This window comes from Streptomyces sp. NPDC028308 (assembly GCF_055565855.1).
Window position 1 is genome coordinate 225,388 of record NZ_JBVHTO010000002.1, and the last position, 20,679, is coordinate 246,066.

22 protein-coding genes are annotated in these 20,679 nt (G+C 69.4%); 9 read left to right on the forward strand and 13 right to left on the reverse strand.

Translation table 11 applies throughout. The features are described from left to right. Positions 1-24: 24 nt before the first annotated feature. The 3 genes from ACZ4VA_RS05305 to ACZ4VA_RS05315 form a co-directional block, all read right to left on the reverse strand. Positions 25-969, reverse strand: a complete 945-nt coding sequence (locus ACZ4VA_RS05305) for an SRPBCC family protein (RefSeq protein WP_468079895.1) — start codon at positions 967-969, stop codon at positions 25-27. A gap of 113 nt (positions 970-1,082) precedes the next feature. Continuing rightward, on the reverse strand, positions 1,083-1,916 hold the full coding sequence (locus tag ACZ4VA_RS05310; RefSeq protein WP_468079897.1) for an AfsR/SARP family transcriptional regulator: 834 nt from the start codon (positions 1,914-1,916) through the stop codon (positions 1,083-1,085). Positions 1,917-2,275: 359 nt separating this feature from the next. Next, positions 2,276-3,037: an SDR family oxidoreductase gene (locus ACZ4VA_RS05315; RefSeq protein WP_356170705.1), complete on the reverse strand. Its 762-nt coding sequence runs from the start codon at positions 3,035-3,037 to the stop codon at positions 2,276-2,278. Positions 3,038-3,197: 160 nt separating this feature from the next. On the opposite strand from ACZ4VA_RS05315, the gene ACZ4VA_RS05320 reads away from it, so the two are divergent. Beyond that, positions 3,198-4,055: a helix-turn-helix transcriptional regulator gene (locus tag ACZ4VA_RS05320; RefSeq protein ID WP_468079900.1), complete on the forward strand. Its 858-nt coding sequence runs from the start codon at positions 3,198-3,200 to the stop codon at positions 4,053-4,055. A gap of 240 nt (positions 4,056-4,295) precedes the next feature. Here the strand turns inward: ACZ4VA_RS05320 and ACZ4VA_RS05325 are convergent, their stop codons facing one another. Further along, positions 4,296-5,060: an SDR family oxidoreductase gene (locus ACZ4VA_RS05325; protein ID WP_468079902.1), complete on the reverse strand. Its 765-nt coding sequence runs from the start codon at positions 5,058-5,060 to the stop codon at positions 4,296-4,298. A 101-nt stretch (positions 5,061-5,161) separates the two neighbouring features. Between ACZ4VA_RS05325 and ACZ4VA_RS05330 the strand changes: the two genes are divergently transcribed. Continuing rightward, on the forward strand, positions 5,162-6,010 hold the full coding sequence (locus tag ACZ4VA_RS05330) for a helix-turn-helix transcriptional regulator (protein ID WP_402378224.1): 849 nt from the start codon (positions 5,162-5,164) through the stop codon (positions 6,008-6,010). Positions 6,011-6,298: 288 nt separating this feature from the next. On the opposite strand, the gene ACZ4VA_RS05335 is transcribed toward ACZ4VA_RS05330, so the two are convergent. The 4 genes from ACZ4VA_RS05335 to ACZ4VA_RS05350 form a co-directional block, all read right to left on the reverse strand. Beyond that, positions 6,299-6,979 carry a hypothetical protein gene (locus ACZ4VA_RS05335; RefSeq protein ID WP_468079905.1) on the reverse strand — a complete coding sequence of 227 codons (681 nt, stop codon included), beginning with the start codon at positions 6,977-6,979 and terminating at the stop codon, positions 6,299-6,301. A gap of 194 nt (positions 6,980-7,173) precedes the next feature. Continuing rightward, positions 7,174-8,436: an arginine deiminase gene (locus ACZ4VA_RS05340; RefSeq protein WP_468079907.1), complete on the reverse strand. Its 1,263-nt coding sequence runs from the start codon at positions 8,434-8,436 to the stop codon at positions 7,174-7,176. Between the two features lie 42 nt (positions 8,437-8,478). Next, complete coding sequence (locus ACZ4VA_RS05345) at positions 8,479-9,939, reverse strand: basic amino acid/polyamine antiporter (RefSeq protein ID WP_389389794.1); 1,461 nt, start codon at positions 9,937-9,939, stop codon at positions 8,479-8,481. Positions 9,940-10,276: 337 nt separating this feature from the next. Next, positions 10,277-10,753, reverse strand: coding sequence for an anti-sigma regulatory factor (locus ACZ4VA_RS05350; RefSeq protein WP_468080317.1), 477 nt, complete (start codon positions 10,751-10,753; stop codon positions 10,277-10,279). A 379-nt stretch (positions 10,754-11,132) separates the two neighbouring features. Between ACZ4VA_RS05350 and ACZ4VA_RS05355 the strand changes: the two genes are divergently transcribed. After that, on the forward strand, positions 11,133-11,555 hold the full coding sequence (locus ACZ4VA_RS05355; protein WP_389389795.1) for an Hsp20/alpha crystallin family protein: 423 nt from the start codon (positions 11,133-11,135) through the stop codon (positions 11,553-11,555). 84 nt (positions 11,556-11,639) lie between these two features. Continuing rightward, positions 11,640-12,035, forward strand: a complete 396-nt coding sequence (locus tag ACZ4VA_RS05360; RefSeq protein ID WP_468079910.1) for a DUF2267 domain-containing protein — start codon at positions 11,640-11,642, stop codon at positions 12,033-12,035. Positions 12,036-12,038: 3 nt separating this feature from the next. Here the strand turns inward: ACZ4VA_RS05360 and ACZ4VA_RS05365 are convergent, their stop codons facing one another. Then, positions 12,039-12,893, reverse strand: a complete 855-nt coding sequence (locus ACZ4VA_RS05365; RefSeq protein WP_468079912.1) for a helix-turn-helix domain-containing protein — start codon at positions 12,891-12,893, stop codon at positions 12,039-12,041. Between the two features lie 319 nt (positions 12,894-13,212). On the opposite strand from ACZ4VA_RS05365, the gene ACZ4VA_RS05370 reads away from it, so the two are divergent. After that, on the forward strand, positions 13,213-13,623 hold the full coding sequence (locus tag ACZ4VA_RS05370) for a hypothetical protein (protein WP_389389798.1): 411 nt from the start codon (positions 13,213-13,215) through the stop codon (positions 13,621-13,623). A 104-nt stretch (positions 13,624-13,727) separates the two neighbouring features. On the opposite strand, the gene ACZ4VA_RS05375 is transcribed toward ACZ4VA_RS05370, so the two are convergent. After that, the gene (locus ACZ4VA_RS05375; RefSeq protein ID WP_468079914.1) at positions 13,728-15,152 is read right to left on the reverse strand and encodes an FG-GAP-like repeat-containing protein; all 1,425 of its coding nucleotides are present in this window, start codon (positions 15,150-15,152) and stop codon (positions 13,728-13,730) included. Positions 15,153-15,466: 314 nt separating this feature from the next. Beyond that, entirely contained in the window at positions 15,467-15,958 is a 492-nt protein-coding gene (locus tag ACZ4VA_RS05380) for a cupin domain-containing protein (RefSeq protein WP_468079916.1), read from the reverse strand. Positions 15,959-16,548: 590 nt separating this feature from the next. Here ACZ4VA_RS05380 and ACZ4VA_RS05385 point away from each other — a divergent pair. Continuing rightward, positions 16,549-16,731: a hypothetical protein gene (locus tag ACZ4VA_RS05385; protein WP_468079918.1), complete on the forward strand. Its 183-nt coding sequence runs from the start codon at positions 16,549-16,551 to the stop codon at positions 16,729-16,731. A gap of 171 nt (positions 16,732-16,902) precedes the next feature. On the opposite strand, the gene map is transcribed toward ACZ4VA_RS05385, so the two are convergent. Further along, positions 16,903-17,670: a type I methionyl aminopeptidase gene (map, locus tag ACZ4VA_RS05390; RefSeq protein WP_468079920.1), complete on the reverse strand. Its 768-nt coding sequence runs from the start codon at positions 17,668-17,670 to the stop codon at positions 16,903-16,905. 62 nt (positions 17,671-17,732) lie between these two features. Here map and ACZ4VA_RS05395 point away from each other — a divergent pair, with 62 nt between their 5' ends. Continuing rightward, complete coding sequence (locus ACZ4VA_RS05395; RefSeq protein ID WP_355786686.1) at positions 17,733-18,008, forward strand: helix-turn-helix domain-containing protein; 276 nt, start codon at positions 17,733-17,735, stop codon at positions 18,006-18,008. A 229-nt stretch (positions 18,009-18,237) separates the two neighbouring features. On the opposite strand, the gene ACZ4VA_RS05400 is transcribed toward ACZ4VA_RS05395, so the two are convergent. After that, positions 18,238-18,960: a hypothetical protein gene (locus ACZ4VA_RS05400; protein WP_356170680.1), complete on the reverse strand. Its 723-nt coding sequence runs from the start codon at positions 18,958-18,960 to the stop codon at positions 18,238-18,240. 306 nt (positions 18,961-19,266) lie between these two features. Here ACZ4VA_RS05400 and ACZ4VA_RS05405 point away from each other — a divergent pair, with 306 nt between their 5' ends. Both ACZ4VA_RS05405 and ACZ4VA_RS05410 read left to right on the forward strand, forming a co-directional pair. Next, on the forward strand, positions 19,267-19,809 hold the full coding sequence (locus tag ACZ4VA_RS05405; RefSeq protein WP_468079923.1) for a GNAT family N-acetyltransferase: 543 nt from the start codon (positions 19,267-19,269) through the stop codon (positions 19,807-19,809). A gap of 477 nt (positions 19,810-20,286) precedes the next feature. After that, a complete protein-coding gene (locus tag ACZ4VA_RS05410; protein ID WP_355794809.1) occupies positions 20,287-20,442 on the forward strand; it encodes a DUF6131 family protein in 156 nt (51 codons plus the stop codon). Positions 20,443-20,679 lie beyond the last annotated feature (237 nt).

Consider the following 20,679-nt stretch of genomic DNA (forward strand, 5'->3'; position numbering starts at 1 on the left):
TGCCGGTCTGTTCCGCGGCGGTGTTCATCGCAGTCGGCGTACGGCGCTCTCGGCGTGCCAGCGCGCCAGGTCCAGGGCCTCGGTGCTAGAACGTCCCAGCCATTCGCGTACGTGGTGGCGGGCATCCACGAGCGGAGCGTCCGCGCCCAGCACGGACGGGACCGCGCTCTCGTCGAGCATCACCTGGTGCACCGAGGCGACCCGAACTCCGCTCTCGTCCGGTTGCAGTGACCACTCCCCCCAGTGCGCGGCGACGAGATCGGGCGTCACGATGTCCTTGTGCACGATCCGTCCGGCGGCCGGGAAGCACAGCCGTACGGATTCGGACACCCGCGTGTCCCCCGTGTCGGGATCGAAGGTGTGCAGGACCGTCAACTGGACGCCCGGCTGGTCCTCGGTGACATCGACCCGCTCCACGTCGGGCACCAGGTCGACCCAGTCCTTGACGCGGTAGAGGAAGTCGTAGACCAGCTCCGAGGAGCCGAAGACGTACACGCTGTCCTCGAAGGACAGAAGCAGTTCGTCCAGTCGGTCCCACCGCTCGGCCGCCTCGCGGAGTGCCGCCAACTCCGTTGCCACGTCCGCCCGGAGTGCCTCGGTCTCATCCCGGGAACCGCGCGGGCTCTCCTGGCGCAGGGTCAGCAGGCACCGGTCGGTGCTCTCGGACGCCACGCTCCAGGAGCCGGACGTCGGAGCGTCGGGCAGCAGGTCGTCGCGCGTCTCGAAGTCGATGCGGCGTTCACCATGGCGCAGTTCGCGCCGGGCCAGCGCGGAGCGCACCGCACCGTGCCGCAGGTACCACAGGCGCAGGCTCTCCTGCGCGCCGTCGAAGCCCAGGCGTTCGACATGGACGAAGGGGGCCAGCAGGACCGGCCAGCGCGGCGCGTCGGCGAGCATGCCGTAGACGACGTCGGCGGGCGCCGCGACCGTGACGGTCTGCTCGGCGACACACACTGACTGCGACGGCATGCGCGACCCCTTCCTCCAGATGTGCTCAACGCTGCACGACCGAACCTGAGCGGTGCTCGATTTCTGGCGGAGAGGACGCAAAACGACCCGCGACGCGGCGAGATGACGTTCCGTCAGCCGACGGTGGCCACGGGGGCGTGCGTCGTGGCGCGCCCGGGCAGTGTGCGGGGGCCGGACATCAGCATGGAGCGCTGCAGCTTGGCCAGCGTCGGAGACGGTTCCAGACCCATGGTGCGTACGAGGGTTGCGCGCAGCCGCTGGTAGGCGTCCAGCGCCTCGCCACGACGACCCGAACGGTAGAGCGCCAGCATGAACTGGCCGCACAGGCTCTCGTGCGTGGGGTGCTGACCGACCAGCACGGTCAGCTCTCCGAGCAGTTCACGGTGCCGGCCGAGCCGCAGGTCCGCGTCGACACGCTGGTCCAGGGCGCACAGCCGGCTCTCCTCCAGTCGCCTGACCTCGGTCCGCAGCTGAGGGCCCACCTGGACGCCGGAGAGTGCCGGGCCGGTCCACAGGTCGAGCGCCTCGCGCAGCAGACTGGCGGCCCGGGGTCCGTCCCCGGCGTCCATGGCGCGGTAGCCGCAACCGGCGAGGCGTTCGAAGTCCTTCACGTCGCTGGCACCCTCGCCCTCCTTGAGCAGATAGCCGCCGGGGACGGTGAGCAGGACGTCCTTGGCCGGGCCGCGCTGCTCCGCGCCGTCGCCCGCGCTCTTCTCCAGGGCGGCGCCGATGAGTTCGCGAAGTTGCAGGATGTAGGTCTGCAGGGTCGCGCGGGCACTGCGCGGGGGCCTGGCTCCCCACAGTTCCTCGGTCAGGTCGCTCACCGGAACGACCTGCCCCGCCCTCAGTGCCAGGAGCGCGAGCACTTGGCGCGGCTTGGGTGCCGTCGGCGTGACGGGTATGCCGTTGAGTCGTACGGCGAGTGTGCCGAGTATTTCGATGTCCACGCGTCCCCCTGCGGTCTGGTGGAGCTCTAGTGCTTCCCCAGCACCACGAGTAAAAAACAGCACGCGCGGTATGTCAATACCGTACCGGTTGCCCTGTTTCCCGTCCAGGGGGACTCCAGGCGCGTACGAGCAGGCACATTTGCACGTAATGCCCTGCTTCGCTCCAGCAGGGTCGCCTGGAAGTGGATTCGCGAAGGCGACACACGGTCTTTTTTCGCGGAGGGCCTGACCAGGGCATCCCACCCCGCAGGAGGCTTCGGCGTACTGGTAGCGGAGGGACACGAGGACATGTGCGCCTCGTTCCCCACAGGGGGCATTCTTTTTGCGCTGAGACTGCCAGGACAGGGCGGCCGCCGCTCCTACGCCTGGCGGGTGGGCAGGATGACCGCCTGGCGCAGGTTCACGTGGCGGGCCCGGCTGGTGGCGTAGACGATCAGATCCGCGATGTCCTCCGCAGACAGCCCCGTCAGCGCGTCGAACATGCCCGCCAGCTGACCGGACAGTTGCGCGTTGTCGATGTGGCCGCCCAACTCGGTGCTGGTGAGGCCCGGTTCGATGTTGGTGACGCGCACATCGCGCGGGCCGAGCTCGGTACGCAAGGACTGGGACAGATAGGTGAGAGCCGCCTTGGTGGCCCCGTAGACGGCGTAGTCGGGGAAGGTGATGTGGGCGCCGATCGAGGAGATGTTCACCAGGTCGGCCGTCCGGCCGTCCTCGGCGGACGCGATCAGGTCGGGGGCGAACGCGCGGATGACCCGCAGGGCACCGGCCACGTTCGTGTCGAGCATGCGCTGCCACTCGTCGGTACGACCGTGGGTGATGGGGTTGGGGAGCATGACCCCGGCCGCGTTGACGACCAGGTCCACCTGCCCGTACGCGGCGTGCACCTGCCGCACCGCCGCGTCCACGGATGCCTGGTCGGTGACGTCGGCTGCGACCACCAGGGCCTGTCCGCCGTCCGCCTCGATCTTGGCGGCCAGCTCCGTCAGGCGGTGTGCGCGTCGGGCCAGCAGGGCCACACGCACACCGTGCGCGGCCAGTTTCCGGGCCGTGGCCTCTCCCATACCGCTGGCGGCTCCGGTGACGAGGGCGGTACGGCCGGCGAGGGTGTCGTACGACATGAGGGCTCCTGGGTGGTGGTGTCGTCGGGTTGCCGTGACCGGGGTGTCTCGCGGTCACGGCAACCACCCTGCGACAGGCCGAGGTTGTTACCCAGGGTGGCCGTTTTCCTGGGTCCACCAGTACCAGGATCGGATGGGAGGCGACGCCTAGGATCGGTACATGGACACATCCAGGGACGCGGACATCGGCGACTTCCTGCGCTCGCGGCGCGCTCGGATACAGCCCGAGGAGGTCGGGCTGCCCCCGCACGGCAGGCGGCGCGTCCCCGGACTCCGCCGCGAGGAGGTCGCCCAGCTCGCCGGCGTCAGTGTCGACTACTACATCCGCCTGGAGCAGGGCCGCGGCACCTCCGTCTCCGACGCCGTGCTCGACGCCGTCGGTCGCGTCCTGCGACTGGACCCCACCGAGCAGGAATACCTGCGCACGGTGGCCAGGCCCGGGCCCCGCCGGGCGTCCGCCTCCCCGGCTGCGGTGCAGAAGGTGCGCCCCGGGCTGCGGCTGCTGCTCGACAGCATGGACCGGGTCCCCGCGTTCGTGCTCGGGCGCCGCATGGACGTCCTCGCCTGGAACGCGCTGGGGGACGCCGTCGTCAGGTTCTCGCGGATGCCCGCCGAAGAGCGCAACATGCCGCGTCAGGTCTTCCTCGACCCGCGGGCGCGTGAGGTGTATCCGGACTGGGCCGCAGTGGCGGCGGAGACGGTCGCCCACCTGCGACTGGACGCGGGCCGCCACCCGCGCGACCGCCGTCTGGCCACGCTGGTCGGTGAACTGTCCATCGGCAGCGAGGACTTCCGCCGACTCTGGGCGGACCACCAGGTCAAGGAGAAGACGTACGGCGCGAAGCGTGTGCGGCACCCCTTGGTCGGGGAACTGACGCTGCCCTACGAGACCTTGGCCGTGGCCGGCGACCCGGATCAGATGCTGGTCGCCTACACACCGGAGCCCGCGTCCCGGACCGCCGAACGCCTGGACCTCCTGGCCAGCTGGACGGCGACCCCGGAACCGGCGCGGGAGTGAGCGGAGGTCCGCGTCCCGCCTCGCCACTCCCACACGGCAGCGCGTCACACCGAGGGGTGCTGTCTTTCGGCGCCGCACTGGCAGCGGACGCGGACGCGGACATGGGCTGGGCCCGGGTCCGGGCACGCTGAGTGAACTCAGGACCGCCCATCGCCGCGGCCTCCCACCGAGGCCTGGCGCCGCCGGAGCGCTGCTCCCATCACGGGCAGGTCCGCAGGCCCGGCCTACGAGAGGCAAGCCCTACTCCGCCCGCGCAGCGTGCCCGTTCAGCGTCTTGACGACCTGGTCGTAGTCACCGCGGGCCTCGCCGTAGCGCAGGAACTTCACGCGCTCGACCTGGATCTCCTCGGCGTCGGGCTGCGCTTCGATCAGGTCCATGACCTCGGTGACGAACTCGTCGAGAGGCATGGCGTGTTCGTTGTCCTCGTGCCCCGGCATCAACGCGGTGCGGACGGCGGGCGGTTCGAGCTCCACGATCCGTACCGAGGTGCCGGCGAACTGCAGGCGCAGCGACTCGCTGAGCATGTGGATCGCCGCCTTCGACGCGTTGTAGCTGGGGGTGATGCCCAACGGAGCGAACGCGAGCCCTGACGACACGGTCATGATCGTGGCGTCCGGCCGGGCGCGCAGGTGATCGACGAACGCGGCGATGAGCCGGATCGGACCGAGCACGTTCGTCGTCACCGTGGTCTCCGCCGAGGCCAGGAACGAGGACGGGCTACTCCAGTCCTCGGCGTACATCACGCCCGCCATGGTGACGAGGACGTTGAGGTCCGGATACTCGCCAAGCACCTGCTTCGCGGCGGACGCGATACTCGCCGCGTCCGTCGTGTCGATCCGCACCGTGCCGATGCCGGGGTGCTCGACCGCGATCCGTTCCAGCAGCTCGGTTCGCCGGCCGCCGATGATCACGGTGTTCCCGCGAGCCCGCAGTTCCAGAGCGAGGGCGAGACCGATGCCGCTGGTGGAACCGGGGATGAAAATGGTGTTTCCGGAGATGTTCATGCCCCGATGGTCGGCGTTCCGCCGGCGGGGGTGCAGAGACCGGTTATCGGGGGATCGGCGATCCCTGGCTCGCCCACGGGGGCAGAGCGATACTCGACCACATGGACCACGCAGCACTGGCCGACTTCCTGCGCCGCCGACGCGAGGCACTCCAACCCGAGGACGTAGCCCTTCCCCCGGGCACGCGTCGGCGTACCCGGGGGCTGCGGCGCGAAGAGGTCGCGTCCCTCGCCGTGATGTCGACCGACTACTACACACGGCTGGAGCAGCAGCGCGGCCCGCAGCCCAGCGAGCACATGCTGGCCTCTCTGGCCCGGGCGCTGCGGCTGACGGGGGACGAGCGCGACTACCTGTACCGGATCGCCGGGCACAACGCGCCGACGGCCCTGTCCCTCTCACCGCATGTGGCGCCCGCCCTGCTACGGGTGCTGGACCGCCTCCATGACACTCCGGCGCTCGTCCTGACCGACCTGAGCGAGACGCTGGTGCAGAACAGGATGGCCACTGCCCTGTTCGGGGACGCGTCGAACCACCGAGGGCTTGCCCGGAGCGCGATCTACCGGTGGTTCACCGATCCCGCCGAGCGGACGATCTATCCCGAGGCCGATCGGGACCGGCAGAGCCGCGCCCAGGTCGCGAGCCTGCGTGCCGCCCACGGAGTACGCGGTCCGCGGTCCAGGGCCGGTGAGCTCGTACGGGCCCTGCACAAAGCGAGTGAGGAGTTCGCCGAGTTGTGGGCGCGGCACGAGGTCGCTCAGCGCTTCGAGGACCACAAGACGCTTCTCCACCCCGAACTCGGCGCGATCGAGCTGGACTGCCAGGCACTGTTCACCGAGGACCGCTCGCAGACGCTCCTCGTGCTGACCGCTCCGCCGCGGACCGAGGGCTACGAGAAGCTCCAGCTGCTCGCCGTACTGGGTCTGGACCGCTTCACCCCGGCGGAGAACTAGGCTCCGCGCCGACGCCACCCGCACCGACGTTCTCTCGAGAGGCCGAACGAGCCAGCGGTCGTCGGCGCCCAGGGTTCCGGATCTTCGGACGCCGCTCAGCACTGCTGCTCGTACTGGAGATCGCCGTAGCGTCTCGCCGCGATGTCCTCGCAAGTGCCCACGATCTCCGATCTGGACCCAGACGCCGTGTCGCGTATCACCGCCGGCTGCGTCCAGGACCGCGTGGTTGAGCGGGAGCCGTTTCGACGTGATCGTCGAGTTGTACGCCGCGATCCGGCAGGATGCCACTCACCCGCGGGCTGCGGTTGGTTCGGCCGAGCTGGGCCTGGTCGGCGGGGCGACGACCAACTCGGTGTCCAAGTCATGGTCGATGTGCGGAGGGCCGGCGACGATCATGGTGGCTCGCGCCCACGGCTGCTCTCGCACGATGAACGGCAGTTCCTCCAGCAGCCAGTTCGCCACGTGCTCCCGCTGCTCGAGGGAGTCGCCGTCGCGGACCGCCAACAAGCGCTCTTGCTCGTCGAGGTCACCTTGCATCCACGCCGAGGTGTCCAACCACGGGGCAAGCTCTGCGCGGATGATGCCGGTGCCCTCGACCCAGACGAAGTCGGCACCGGCGGGGATGGTGATCGATCCCGGCCGGCCGTACCGGCTCCAGGAATCAGGGCGGTAGTCCACCGCCTCACCCCGGTGCAGGGGTTGCAGGATCTTCTCGACGAGGACGGCGCCCCAGTCGAAGTAAGCGTGGTTCCAGGCGATGTCGTCGGTGTGCACGACGGCGGAGTTGGGCACCACCTTGCGCAGCCGCTCGGCCAGAGTCGTCTTGCCGGCGCCGCCCCTGCCGTCGATGGCGGTCACCCGCGGACGTCCCGTCACGTCGGGTGATGCGTCACGCAGTTGCCGGACGGCGTCGAGCATCGTCACCACCCGCCAGCCGTCGGCCTCGGTCTCGCCTGGATGCAGACGCATCGGAAACCTGCCTCCACGGGTGAGGACACCTGCCCGGCCGATACTGACACGGCCGGCGTCTCCTCAGCCAGGGTGTCCGTCGGGCCCGGTAGACCGACCCGGCAGAAGGAAGTCAGCACGGCCCTGCCCACCTCCCCGCTCCCCGCTCCCCGCTCCCCCGGCCGGATCCTCCTCGTAAGTCTGTCGGACGGGGGTCAGAAGCCGACGGGTTCCCGTACGAGGGGGCATGTCATGCAGTGGCCGCCGCCGCGTCCACGGCCCAACTCGGCGCCGACGATGGTGATCACCTCGACGCCCGCCTTGCGCAGCAGCGTGTTGGTCTGGGTGTTGCGGTCGTAGGTGAAGACCACGCCCGGCTCCAGGGCGACCGCGTTGTTGCCGCTGTCCCACTGCTGGCGTTCGGAGGCGTACTCGTCTCCACCGGTGGCGATCACCTGAAGCGAGGACAGTCCCAGGGCGTGGGCGACGACGTCGGTGAAGGGGCGTGAGCCCTCGTCGGTGATGTGCAGGCCGGGAGCCCGGTCGCTGGGGCGCAGGGAGAACGTGTGCACCGCGTCCATGATCTTCGGGTAGAGGGTCACGATGTCGCGGTCGGCGAACGTGAACACGGTGTCCAGGTGCATCGCCGAGCGCAGCCGGGGCATGCCGGCGACGATGACGTGCTCTGCGGCACCTTGGGCGAACAGGGCTGCGGCGACCTGGGTGATGGCCTGGCGGGAGGTGCGTTCACTCATGCCCATCAGGACGACGCCCCCGCCCACCGGCATGATGTCGCCGCCCTCGAAGGTGGCCTGCCTCCAGTCGGTCTCCGGATCGCCCCACCACACGGTCGCGTGGGCGAAGTCGGGGTGGAAGGTGTAGATGGCCTTCATCAGCAGTGTCTCGTCGTGCCGGGCGGGCCAGTACAGCGGGTTCAGCGTCACGCCCTCGTAGAGCCAGCACGTCGTGTCGCGGGTGTAGAGCGTGTTGGGCAGCGGCGGCATCAGGTACTCGCGTACGCCGGTGGACTCGCGGACCAGCGCCAGGTAGCCGGACCGGAACTCCTCGGGCAGGTCCGTGGTGGCGAGCCCTCCGATGAGGTATTCGGCGAGCTGACGCGGCGCGAGTGTCTCCAGGAAGGCGCGGGTGGGGTCGACGAGGCCCGTCCCTACCTCGTTGGCGGTGATCTTGCGGTCGAGGAGCCAGTCCTTGGCCTCGGGGATCGCCATGGTCTGGGCGAGCAGGTCGTGCAGTTCGACGACCTCGACGCCGCGCCGGGTGAGCTTGTCGACGAAGTCGGCGTGGTCGCGCTGGGCGTTCTCCACCCACAGGACGTCGTCGAAGAGGAGGTCGTCGGAGTTGGTCGGGGTCAGGCGGCGGTGGGCCAGGCCGGGGGCGCAGACCAGCACCTTGTGGAGGCGGCCGACCTCGGAATGGACGCCGTAGAGCGGCTTGCCGTTGGTGTCGTTGCGGTTCACGGGTGCCTTTCCAAAGGGTGCGGCCGACGGTGGGGCGGGAGGTCAGAGGCTGATCCAGCCGGCGGCCAGGGCGACAAGGCCGAGGACCGCGCCGGCCACGGACACGGCGAGGATGACGAGTTCGGCCGGTGAGAACACCGTCCTGCCCTGTTCCCGGCGGGCCATCACGAACAGGACCGTCGCCGGCGCGTAGATGATGAAGGACACCAGGACGAACTTCAGGCCCGCCGCGTACAGCAGGAACGCGGTGTAGAGCGTGGCGAGTCCCGCCACGACCAGTTCCCGGCGGGTGCCTCGTCCGCCGCGGGTGCCGGAGTCGGGCCGCACTCGGATCTTGAGAGCGAAGGCGGCCGCGAGAAGGAACGGGATCAGGGTGAGCGCACTGGTCAGGTCGAGTGCGAAGTTGAAGGCGTTCTCGGAGAGCAGGGTGACGAACAGGACGACCTGGGTGAGCAGGGCGGTCATCAGCAATGCCGGGACGGGCACGTCGGCGTGGTTGGAGCGGCGCAGGAAGCGGGGCATGTCGTCGTCCTTCGCCGCGACGAAGAGCACCTCGGCAGCCATCAGGGTCCAGGCGAGGTAGGCCCCCAGGACGGACACGATCAGCCCGACGCTGACGAAGACACTGCCCCAGGTGCCGACCGCCGCCTCCAGCACCCCGGCCATGGAGGGCTGGCGCAGTTCGGCGATCTCCGCCATGGGGAGGATCCCGTAGGACACGATGGTGACCGAGGCGAAGACGGCGAAGACGCTGAGGAACCCCAGTACCGTCGCCCGCCCCACGTCCTCGCGCCGCTTGGCGTGCCGGGAGTAGACGCTGGCGCCCTCCACTCCGAGGAACACGAAGACGGTGGCGAGCATGGTGCCGCGGACCTGGTCGAACAGGGAGCCCGCGTAGTCGGCGCCACCGAAGTTGTCGGCGAAGACGTCCACCTTGAGGTAGAAGAGCGCCAGGATGACGAAGACCAGGATGGGCACGACCTTGGCGACGGTGACGATGCGGTTGATCGCCGCCGCTTCCTTCACGCCCCGGCGGATCAGGAAGTAGAACGCCCACACGCCGAAGGAGGAGAGCACCGCGGCCAGGAGGGTGTCGCCGTCGCCGAGCGCCGGCCAGATGGCGCCGATCGTGGACATGATCAGCACCCAGTACGTCACGTTGCCCACGCACGCGCTGGCCCAGTAGCCGAACGCGGCGAAGAAGCCGAGGTATTCGCCGAAGCCGGCCTTGGCGTACGCGTAGACCCCGGCGTCGAGGTCGGGTCTGCGTACGGCGAGGGTCTGGAAGACGAAGGCGAGCATCAGCATGCCGGTGCCGGCGACAGCCCACGCGATCAGCGCACCGGCGACCCCGGTCTCCTGTGCGAAACGCCGCGGGAGCGAGAAGACACCCGCGCCCACCATCGAGCCGACGACCATCGCGGTCAGCGTCAGCAGGGTCAGTTTCGCCGCCTGCTGGGGTGGCCCGGCCGCGCTGTCGGCCGGGGCATCGGTTTCGGTCATGGCGTCCCTGTCTGTACGTCCCGGCCCGCGGGTCACGCCTCGGTGAGTGGCCTTCACCCGGCGCCGTTCATGCCGTTGCCGCCGACAGGGTGAGGACGGCTCCGGTTCGGCGCTGCCGGTCCCGCGCAGGCGCCTCTTCCGCACACGTCGGCTCCCAGGTCGGGCGGCAGGCCGGTACCGCTCCGGGCTCCGCTCGACCGAGACGAGAACCTACCGGCCTCGATACCCCTTGTCCCGATATGTGCAGCGGATGGAGCAGCACGACCGGCGCCGGCATCTCCCGGCGTGCCCGTTGACCGGAGACGCCCCGGGTTCGGCGGTGAAGCCGGTCCGGCGGTTACTGCCGCGCGAGCGGCGTGACCGGAGTCCGGTCCTTCACGTTTCTCACCGGGGCGGGTACGTGGGGCGCCCACATGACGATCCGGATCGTGGTGCCGAGACCGGGGGTGCTGTCGATATCGAACTCGTGGACGAGACGCCTGGCGCCGCTGAGCCCGAGACCCAAGCCGCCGCCAGAGGTGTATCCGTCGGACAGCGCCTGCTCGACGTCGGCGATGCCGGGACCGCGATCGGTGAAGACGACCCGCAACCCGCGCCTCCCGCCGGCCTCCTCGTAGGCGATCTCCGCCTTCCCGCCACCCCCGTGGATGAGGGTGTTGCGTGCCAGTTCACTGACGGCGGTGACCAGTTTGGTCTGAGCCACCAGACCCATGCCCAGATCGGCGGCCGCACGGCGTACGTGCTGGCGCACCCGTGCCAGCTCACCGTCCGAATCGATGGTGAGAGTGGAGATGACGCTGCTGGAGGCCTGCATCACGGACCTTCCTGGCGACGGCATCGGGTTGAGCGAAGACGCAAGGCTGTGCGAGGAGACGCGCCGACTCGGCCCGCACCCCTGGACGCATTCCTGAGTAATGGACACGTCACTCGCTGTTTCTTGTCGTATGACAAACTTTAGCCGCGCGGGGCGCGCGGTGAACACCAAATCCCGGCAAGGACGTGGAGCGATACCGGACTCCCCCTTCACCTGTCCGCCAGGACAGGACTCGCGCCGCCCATGCAGGCCCTTCGGCAAGCAGATGACCAGCAGCGATGCCGAAACTGAGCCTCCTCTTGTCAAGTTTCATGACGCGAGGTATATAGGTGGGTGTCGTCTCATGCGCATCCCGTCTGCGGAGAGGAGTTGACCGAAGATGCTCATGCGAACCGACCCCTTCCGGGAGCTCGACCGGCTCACCCAGCAGGTGCTGGGGACCGCCGCGAAGCCCGCGGCCATGCCGATGGACGCCTTCCGCGTCGGTGACACCTTCGTGGTCGAACTGGACCTGCCGGGCGTGGCCCCCGAGAGCATCGACCTGGACGTCGAGCGCAACGTTCTGACCGTCAGGGCCGAACGCCGCCCGAGCGCCGAGCAGAACGCGGAGGTCGTGATCACGGAACGGCCCGCGGGCACGTTCAGCCGCCAGCTGTTCCTCGGTGAGACCCTGGACACCGAGCGGATCGACGCCTCCTACGAAGCCGGTGTCCTGCGGCTGACGATCCCGGTCGCCGAACAGGCCAAGCCCCGCAAGATCACCATCAGCGGCGGCGACACGCGCAAGCAGATCGGCGGCTGAGACCGCGACAGGTGGCGGGTGGGAGCCGCACCACAGGTTCCCACCCCGTTCGGAGCCCGCTCGGAGCGCTACTCGGAGGCTGTCATGCGTATGCACTGGAGCGCGTTCGTCGCCGCGGTCCAAGAGCGCGGCCAGTACCCCACCCCGCAAGAAGCCGAACGATCCTCCCGCGTCGTCCTCGGCCTCCTCGGCGCTCATCTGGTGGGCGAGGTGCGGGCGGCACTGGCCGCCCGCCTTCCCGAGACGCTGGCGCTCATCCTCCTCAACCCGCTCCAGGCCCACGAGCCCCTTTCTCCGGAACGATTCATCCGGGCGACCTCCGCGTGGATCGAAGGCGCCTCGGAGAAGACAGCGGCATGGGACGTGAGCGCCGTCCTCAGCGTCGTCGCCGACATCGCGGGCGACGAGCTGACCAACCAGCTCCTCCTCCAGCTCCCTCCCGGCTACGAACTGCTCTTCGGCCGTCCGCAGACGAGGTGAACGTCATGCCCGGTGCCTGAGCACGGCACTCGTGACCTGCCCCGGTACGAAGTCCTGCGCGTCGTGCGGGGAAGCGGCCATGCGGTTCGCGTAGAAGGCGCTGGGCGTACGGCCCGTCATCGCCTTGAAGGTGCGGTCGAAGTGCGGCTGATCGTGATAGCCGGCCTGTGCCGCGGCATCGGACCAGGTCGACCCCGTCTCCCTCAGCGCCAGAGCCGTCTGCAAGCGCATGATCTGAGCCGCGCCCTTTGGGCTCAGCCCGATCTGGCAGCGGAAGCGCCGTTCGAGGTGCCGGCGGCTCCAGCCGGTCTCCCGCGCCAGGTCCTCGATGCGGGTGCGCCCGCACGAACGCTGGATTCTGCGCCACGCCCAGGCCACTTCGGGACTGCCCGCGGGATTCGACGCCAGGGCCTCCTGGAGCACCTGGTCCAGCAGGGCGAACCGACCACCCCAGTGCGGGATCTCCGCCAGGCGGGCCGGCAGTTCAGCCCACGGGGAACGGCACAGCTCCTCGGGCGCCACCGGCAGCCGGCTCCACTCCGACATGGGCACCTTGAACAGCCGGTGGGCGGCGAGCGGAGTGAGCAGGACGGTCACACCGTGGATGAGACCGGTGTGCTCACCGATCGCGGCGGTCGCCCTGACACCGTTGGTGAGGGACGCCCCGCTGCCGGCGCACACCGGATCGCAGGTGTCCACCACCCGCAGCTGGTCGCCGAAGCCCAGCATCACCTTCACCACGCCGTCGGGCACCAGCAGTCTGCGCCGGACTCCGATCACGTCGAAGCGGAAGCCGCGATAGCCCAGAACCTCTGCGCGCAGGTGCGCGGCCGCGGGCCGGCTGAGTAACTCGTGCATGTCCCGATCCCCCATCGGTCGACGCGAACACCCAGCGATCGTAGGAGAAGCCGCCGCTGGTCAGAGCGGAACAACAGGGGATGGCCAGAACCGCTCCCACGGCACGGCCGCAGGTCGCATTCGTACAAGCGCCGTCCTGCGATCCCGGCGACGCTTGTCGACGACCGGCGGCGCCCTGTGCGTCCGCCGACCGGTCCGGCCGACCACCCGACGCCATGCGCACACCTCACCGGCGAAGCATCTTGCGCTCCACCGGCCCATCCACAACGCGCTCTCCGCAAGGCGCGGGAGAGCGCTTCCGATCGAAACTGGGGGATCAATGACGAAGACAGCAAGGCGAGTTGCCGCGGCACTGGCCGGCACCGCCGCCGTTCTGGTGGCCACCGGCGTGCCCGCGCAGGCATCCGAAGCCTCCGCCACGGCGGCGGGCAGTGCTCTGTCCTGCTACGGGTCGGCTTACGGATACTGGGCCGAGCCCGGCGCCAACGGCGGCTACGCCCACTATCCCAACTACGGCCAGTGGGACGTCGTGGACGGCAACTGCAACGACATCAACATCAAGACGGACTCCACCCGCACCGTCCGGGTCTGCACCGTGAACAGGTGTCACGACTGGAAGACCGCTCCGAAGGGGACCTGGACGGTGATCTTCAAGAACTCGGTTCCCGGAGCTTCCTACTACCTGCAGTTCCAGGGCTCCAGCTCCAACACGGGCCTGCTCGCGAGCTGACGGACTGGAGCTGACGGACTGGCGCTCCCGGTGTCCGACTCCGGGAGCGCCACTCGTGGGCCGTTACTCGACACTTCGGCCGCTGAGTCGTCCGGCGAGACGGCTCAGCGGCCGAAAGTGTCCGCGAACCTGCGTCCCTCGACGACGGGATAGCCGAAGTCCGTCGCGTTGAAGGCCGTCGCGTAGGTGCTCGTCAGGCCCGTGGTCGCACCCCGCAGGACCCAGGCGGCGCCGTCGTCGTATCCGTTGGGCAGGACGTCCTCGCCGAACGCGCCGACCGCCAGGTCCGCCCGGCCGTTGCCGTTGATGTCACGCAGCCGCAGCGAGGAGCCGAAGTGGTCGCCCGCCTCGGCGGCACCCGGCACACCGGAAGTGGCCTGGTGGAAGGACTGGGCGGCACTCGTGGTCAGACCCCCTGAACCGCCCTTCAGGAACACGATGTTGCCGACGTTGCTGTGGCCGTCCACGGTCTCGTACGAGGCGCCGACCGCCACGTCAGCGCGCCCGTCACCGGTCGCGTCCCCCACCGCCACCGCTGCCCCGAAGTTGTCGTACCGCTCGTCGGTGCCGGGGACGCCCGCACTGGCCTGGGTGTAGGTCGTGCCCGTGACCGGGAGTCCCGTCGCCTTGCCGTACCGCACGGTGAACGAACCACCCTGCCCGACCGCCGTGTTGCCGGTGACCAGGTCGTCGTATCCGTCACCGTTGATGTCCCCGCCGTCCACGGCCGGTGCCCAGGACGCCCCCTGTGGGGCGGTGCCTTCGGCCAGCACCGAGTAGGAGCGGCCGAGGTCCCCGGGGCCGCCGCGCAGGAGCCCGACGTAGTTGCCGGTCGTTCCGTTGTCCGGGTCCATCTTCCGTCCGTGCAGCACGTAGTCGCTGCCGTCGGTGCCGGAGAAGTGTCCCGCGACGACACCGTCCAGGAGGACGTTCTCGGGCAGGAAACCCACCTCCGGCGCCAGCGCCCCGTCCTGGGTCGGCTTCCCGTCGGCGTACCACCAGAAGGTGTCGGCGCCGATGACGACCAGGTTGCCGGTGCCGTCGCCGTCGATGTCGGCGAAGGCGGTGCCCTCCCCGAAGGCGAAGGCCTCGCCGGTCGGGGCGGTGAGCGTCATGCCTCCGGAGGTGAAGGGGGTCGGTCCGCCCCACACTATGGTGACCGAGCCGCGCGGCTTGCCTGTCACCTGCTCGAAGGGGGCACCGACGATCAGGTCTGCGTAGCCGTCTCCGTCGACATCACCGCTGGTGACGTTCTCACCGAACTTGTCCTCGGACTCCGAGGTACCCGGCACACCAGGCGTGTTCTGCGTGATGTTCACCGAGCGCGCGGGTCTGACGCCGGAAGCCGAGCCGAACAGGACGGTGACCGTTCCGCCACTGGCCTTCGGCGTACCGATGGCCAGGTCGCGGTAGCCGTCTCCGTTGAAGTCGTCCGCGAGTGCGGAGGGTGCCGCGACGGCCCCGGGGGCACCGAGCCCGGCGACGGCGAGGACGGCAGCCGTGGCAGCGGCCAGAGTACGAGCGCGCAAAGTGATGCTCCCTGTCTGTGGTCCCGGAGCCGATGACGGCATGGGCTTCGGTGGTCTACGACCCCGCGAGTGGACAAAGGGTTGTACGCACGGGAAGACAGGATGAACGGCCCGACGGGAGGGGGAGCACATCGGCCGTACGACTCCACTCCCCCTCGCGGCCGTGCCAGTCACATGTGCGTCCACTTTTCGTCCGCCCGCGAGCCCTTTCGAGGCGCGTCCCGAGGCTGCCGTGTCGTGGGGATGCGTCGTCCTCGGCCCTTCCCCACTCCTCACGTACTGCGTGCGTCCGGGTCGGACTCCGGTGGGGACGGCTATGAGCGGTCCGGACTATTGGCGAAGGAGCGGGTGCGGTAGCGACTCCGGAACTCCTCCAGCAAAGCGTCGGTGACCTCGGCTCCCGCACTCAGGGCGGCGTGGACATCTCGGAAGTAGTCCTCGTAACCGGCGGGAGTGTAGAGACAGAGAGCCCGTGCGGGGGACGGACCCGCGTTGCGGAACCCGTGCGGGGTGCCGCGTGTGGCGGCGAGCAGGTGTCCGGGGCCCACGGTCTCCTCCCCGTCTCCGGTGTGCAGCGTCAACTCGCCTTCGAGGACGTAGAAGTACTCGTCGTGGCCATCATGGACGTGCGGCCTGGCGCCGATGGTCCCCGGGGCGAGGCGGAACTCCTCGAAGGCGAAGTGTCCGCCCGTGTGCTCGCCGGTGAGCCGGAAGAAGTGGGCGACCCCCGCGACGTCGATGAGTTCTCCGTCCTCGGGACGGCGCAGCAGCGGACGGGCTGGATCGTGCTCGTCGTAATCTGTCATCGGGACATTGTGACGGAGCGGTCGGTGACCCCCGCGCCCCCGGCGCACTTGCCTGCTCCCCCACACCGAGGGACGCTGCGCGCAGGTCCACTGCCGGCGCGGCGACGAGCCGTAGGCGGAAGGCCGTGCCGACAACTGCCGTACCAACGGGGGGTGTTCGGACAGCGAGAGCGCGGTCCCGTCGGCCCGGGCCCGACCCTCAATACGCGGACGGCGACGGCTCAGTTCGCGTCACCTGAGGAGTGCGGTCCCGGCAGACCGTGGTGACACAGATCCACGCAGCCGTTTCATGCCTTGCCCCCTCCAACACGGCTTCTCTGTCCCTCCGAAGACGGCTCGGCCCTGCGACTCGGTTGCCGCACCGAAGGGGCAATGGAGGTGGAGCCGAAGTCGCTGTGGCGTCTGCGTCCTTGATCGCTCTCAACCACTGAGCCTCAGCGCGCCCTGATGCCACCGGAGGCCAGTTGAAGGCGGAGGCGATGCACCTCAGTGCACCCGGCCCCGGCCCTCTGGAACCGGCCGACCTCGCCGAGCGTCATCGTTTCCCTGGGAAGATCACCGGACCGTAGAACGATCGCAGGGGTGGGGAAATGGCTGTTCTGGTGCTGCTTGTCGTCCTGGTACTTGTCCTGGGTGGCTGCGTGTGTGTGGTGTGGGCGGAATTCGGCGGGCCTCCCTGGGTTCGTGCCGTGGCGGCCGTGATGCGCGGCGTGGGAACGGTTCTGCACCACGCGCAGAAGAGCGGACGGCGGAGTTCAAATGGCGACGACTGAGGGACCGAAGCTCGATGTCCCGGCACCGGTGACCCGGACCACCTCGCACAGCATGTAACTGCCGCTCTCCGCGCCTCTTCGCGGACGAGCTCACCGCCCTGGGCTCCGTAGACCACGCTGCAGTCGTGCCCGAAGCCGGAGCTGGAGGCCTCGGACAGGCGCGGACGCCGGTCAGGGCAGCGTGAGGATGCGGGGACCCTCCTCAGTGACGGCGATGGTGTGTTCGAAGTGCGCGGCTCGGCTGCCGTCGATCGTGCGCAGGGTCCATCCGTCTCGGTCGGTGCGATAGTCGTTGTGCCCTCCGGCCATCAGCATGGGTTCGATGGCGAGGGTGAGGCCGTGGCGCATGGGGAAACCGCGACCCGGTCGTCCGTGGTTGGGGACGTGGGGGTCCTCGTGCATCTGCCGGCCGATGCCGTGACCGCCGAAGTCGGACGGCATGCCGCAGCCCGCCTTGCGGGCGACCGTGCTGATGGCATGGGAGATGTCACCGATGCGATGGCCGACGGTGGCGGCGGCGATGCCGGCGTCCAGGGCCTGCTGGGTGGCCGTGATGAGTTCGAGGTCGACGGGCCTAGGCGTGCCGACGATGAAACTGATCGCGGCGTCGCCCGTCCAGCCGTCCAGTTCGGCTCCGCAGTCGATGCTCACCAGGTCTCCGTCACGCAGGCGGTAGTCGCCCGGGATGCCGTGCGCGACGGCGTCGTTGACCGAGGCGCAGATCACCGCCGGGAAGGGGATCGGCGCGAAGGAGGGCTGGTATCCGAGGAACGGGGAACGCGCTCCGGCCTTCGTGAGCACGGTGCGGGCGGCCTCGTCGAGCTCGCGCATGCGGACTCCCACGGCCGCCGCGTCGCGGGAGGCCGCGAGTGCCTGGGCCACCACGCGCCCCGCTTCTCGCATCGCCTCCAGTGCCGTGTCGGTCTTGATCTCCACCATGTGCCGTGACTCCTCGCGATGCGGCGTTGCCCAATACTTATACCGGTATTAGTATCACGGGCATGGTGAGAGTTCCTTTGAGCCCGGAAGAGCGGCTCCGCGGAGAACGCTTCGGGGCCCTGCTGCGGCAGGCCCGCGGTGATCGCAGCATGGTGGACGTGGCGGCCGCCGCGGGGGTGTCCGCCGAGACACTGCGCAAGATCGAGACAGGCCGGGCCCCCACCCCGGCGTTCTTCACCGTGGCCGCCCTGGCCCACGCACTGCATCTGTCCCTGGACGACCTCGCCGGCGCCTGCGCGCAGGACACCGAGGGCGACGAGCAGGCCATGTCGGCTTGACCGACGGGCGCGCGCCGTCTGTCTCCGGTCGTTACCGACGCCGTGCGCCTGGGCCGCGCACGGCGGCTCGATCAAGCACACAGCAGGCCGCGCACTGCCCAACCCCACCTACAGCGACGAAAAGGCCCCGATCTGCTCGGCGTGAGCAGATCGGGGCCTCTCGGGCGTGGCCGTGTACCGCGGGAGTGCTCACCGCGGGTCAAGGCCCGTAGCCGGGATCAGGTTGCTGTCAGGCGGTCTTCTCGAGCTTGGCGACCTGGGCCTTCAGGACACTGACCGGCGCCTCGGGGGCCTTTCCGCCGAGCGCGTCCATCGCGTAGATGACGACCAGCGTCGAACCGCTGCGCACGATCGTGTAGCTCATCGGGATCTTGTTGCCGTCGATCGCACCCGTCATCGAGTACGCCACCGCTTCGTCGCCCAAGTCCGGGGCCGTGAGCGACTTGATGCCCGTGTACTGGTAGTCGGTGTGCTCGTAGGAGGTGCACTTCTTGCTCTGCGTGCGCAGGTCGGCGACCACCTTCTTGGCGTCCGCCTCCTTGTGGGCGAGCAGACCCATCCGCACCAGCGTGGCGTCGGTCTGCTTCTCGCTCGTGAGCGAACGGGACACGCGTGCCGCCGCGTCAGGCTCGGTGCCGAGCAGGAACAGGTCGGCGATGGCCTGGCAGCCGGCGGGCTTCGCGGGCACGCTCACCTCCGGGATCTCGTCGTCGGGCGTGTTGCCGACGCGGTACCCCTTCACATCCGCCTTCGTGATCGCGGCCTTCGTCAACTGCGCCTTGGTGAGGGGCTTCAGGCCTTCCTGGGCCGCAGGCGATGCCGATGCCTTGGCAGCAGGCTTCTTCGACCCGCTGCTCTTGTCGTCGGTGTCCTGGCCACCACAAGCGGCCGTCGCGGTGAGCGCCGCCGCCATACCGACACCGACCAGCACGCGACCCAGAGCTGACTTCACGTTCGTTCCCACCCTTTTGCATCCATGGGCGCGTCCACGATTCCGAACGCGCCGAGCCGAATCAAAGCCCACAACCAGCGGCTTTTGCCAGCGCGTTAAGGTCGCTTGGCGTAACGATCAGAGATCGACGCTTTGGTTGTACGGCCCTCAAGTGGCGCTCGCCACAACGGCGGGCCCCCGTGCCTCGACATGGACCGCCGGATGACGACCCGGGCGAGAGTGACCGTGAACGCACCACCGGCACAAGGCCCGGCGTGATCCTTTAATCGCTTGCCGCCGCAGGTTCCACTCGGATAGGAATCTCGCATGCTGAGGGGTAGCAAGGTCGGGCTGCGGGCCCGGCACGAGGACGACATTCCGGTCCTGCACAGCGAGCTCTACGACGACGTGGTCAACGCCTCGCGGGCCGAGAGCGGTCCGTGGCGACCGATCACGCCCGGCGCGAAGGACCCGCGGCTCGTCGTGGACGACAACGAGCACAGGCACGTCCCGTTCTCCGTGGTCGAACTCGAAGGCGGCACGCTGATCGGCACCGCGAACCTGTGGGGCATCGACAACCACAGCCGCTCCGCGCACATCGGACTGGGCCTGCTGCCGTCCTCGCGAGGCAAGGGCTACGGCACGGACGTGGTCGCGGTGCTGTGCCACTACGGTTTCGTCGTACGCGGCCTGCATCGGCTCCAGATCGAGACGCTGGCGGACAACCCGTCGATGCTGCGCGCCGCGGAACGCAACGGCTTCGTCCGCGAAGGCGTACTGCGCTCGTCGGCCTGGGTGATGGGCGAGTTCCTCGATGAAGTGCTGCTCGGCCTGTTGGCCCGGGACTACAAGCCGGACCCAGTGGGCTAGGCCGCCGCGCCCCGCCATCCGCAGCACGGCGCGCTCCCCGCCGGCCGGGACCAGGACGGGCCGGAACCAGGACGGGGTCGGGACCAGGACGCCTCCGTCGTCCCACACGTGACCCTGCGTCGAGACCGGAGCCCCGGGCGCCGCTGGGCCGCGTCCGGGCGGACGTGCCGTCCGCGGGGAACCTTTCCGGCCGACGACCACGCGACTCGGCCACCGTCGGCACCACCGCATCTCATCGCATCCTCATCGCGCCTTGACCCGGCCCCGGGTCGCCCGGCGGCTACGTAGACCACCCGTAGGTCGACCTTGGCTGCCCGCTGCCCGCCGCAGACCTCACGGCTCACGCGCGCCCCAGGCGGAGTCAGCACGGCCCCGGGGTGGAAATCAGGTGCGCTCGAAGTAGGGCTGTACTCCGTCAAGGTTGCGATTTTCGGGGTACACGATAGGGAGCAGCACTACTCCGCGCAGGAGGCGGCCATGCTTCTCATCGGCGTCATTCTTCTGATCATCGGATTCCTCACCGGAATATCGATCCTGTGGACGATCGGGATCATCCTCGCCGTCATCGGCGCGATCCTGTGGATCATGGGCTCCATGGGGCACGCGGTGGCGGGCCGCAAGCACTATTGGTGACCTGCCGTAGCAAGCAGGACCTCCCCCTCTCTCGGGGGCGGCGCCGGTCGTCACTGTCCCTGCCGGGGCGGGGCGACCGGCGCCGTGCTCTTTGCGGATCTTCTCGGCCCGTGGCGTCGTGAGGCCTGAGACGGCCACATCGCGGACCTTCGCGGCCATCGGGCCACGGCTCGGAAGCCGTTGCCGTGACGCCGGTCGAGCGACCTGACCGTTGGCGTCGTGCCGGTCGAGCGACCT

Coding starts and splice junctions, on each gene's coding strand:
- ACZ4VA_RS05305 (WP_468079895.1), bottom strand. CDS start 969: ATGCCGTCGCAGTCAGTGTGTGTCGCCGAGCAGACCGTCACGGTCGCG.
- ACZ4VA_RS05315 (WP_356170705.1), bottom strand. CDS start 3,037: ATGTCGTACGACACCCTCGCCGGCCGTACCGCCCTCGTCACCGGAGCC.
- ACZ4VA_RS05320 (WP_468079900.1), top strand. CDS start 3,198: ATGGACACATCCAGGGACGCGGACATCGGCGACTTCCTGCGCTCGCGG.
- ACZ4VA_RS05325 (WP_468079902.1), bottom strand. CDS start 5,060: ATGAACATCTCCGGAAACACCATTTTCATCCCCGGTTCCACCAGCGGC.
- ACZ4VA_RS05330 (WP_402378224.1), top strand. CDS start 5,162: ATGGACCACGCAGCACTGGCCGACTTCCTGCGCCGCCGACGCGAGGCA.
- ACZ4VA_RS05335 (WP_468079905.1), bottom strand. CDS start 6,979: ATGCGTCTGCATCCAGGCGAGACCGAGGCCGACGGCTGGCGGGTGGTG.
- ACZ4VA_RS05345 (WP_389389794.1), bottom strand. CDS start 9,939: ATGACCGAAACCGATGCCCCGGCCGACAGCGCGGCCGGGCCACCCCAG.
- ACZ4VA_RS05350 (WP_468080317.1), bottom strand. CDS start 10,753: ATGCAGGCCTCCAGCAGCGTCATCTCCACTCTCACCATCGATTCGGAC.
- ACZ4VA_RS05355 (WP_389389795.1), top strand. CDS start 11,133: ATGCTCATGCGAACCGACCCCTTCCGGGAGCTCGACCGGCTCACCCAG.
- ACZ4VA_RS05360 (WP_468079910.1), top strand. CDS start 11,640: ATGCGTATGCACTGGAGCGCGTTCGTCGCCGCGGTCCAAGAGCGCGGC.
- ACZ4VA_RS05365 (WP_468079912.1), bottom strand. CDS start 12,893: ATGCACGAGTTACTCAGCCGGCCCGCGGCCGCGCACCTGCGCGCAGAG.
- ACZ4VA_RS05370 (WP_389389798.1), top strand. CDS start 13,213: ATGACGAAGACAGCAAGGCGAGTTGCCGCGGCACTGGCCGGCACCGCC.
- ACZ4VA_RS05380 (WP_468079916.1), bottom strand. CDS start 15,958: ATGACAGATTACGACGAGCACGATCCAGCCCGTCCGCTGCTGCGCCGT.
- ACZ4VA_RS05385 (WP_468079918.1), top strand. CDS start 16,549: ATGGCTGTTCTGGTGCTGCTTGTCGTCCTGGTACTTGTCCTGGGTGGC.
- map (WP_468079920.1), bottom strand. CDS start 17,670: ATGGTGGAGATCAAGACCGACACGGCACTGGAGGCGATGCGAGAAGCG.
- ACZ4VA_RS05395 (WP_355786686.1), top strand. CDS start 17,733: ATGGTGAGAGTTCCTTTGAGCCCGGAAGAGCGGCTCCGCGGAGAACGC.
- ACZ4VA_RS05405 (WP_468079923.1), top strand. CDS start 19,267: ATGCTGAGGGGTAGCAAGGTCGGGCTGCGGGCCCGGCACGAGGACGAC.
- ACZ4VA_RS05410 (WP_355794809.1), top strand. CDS start 20,287: ATGCTTCTCATCGGCGTCATTCTTCTGATCATCGGATTCCTCACCGGA.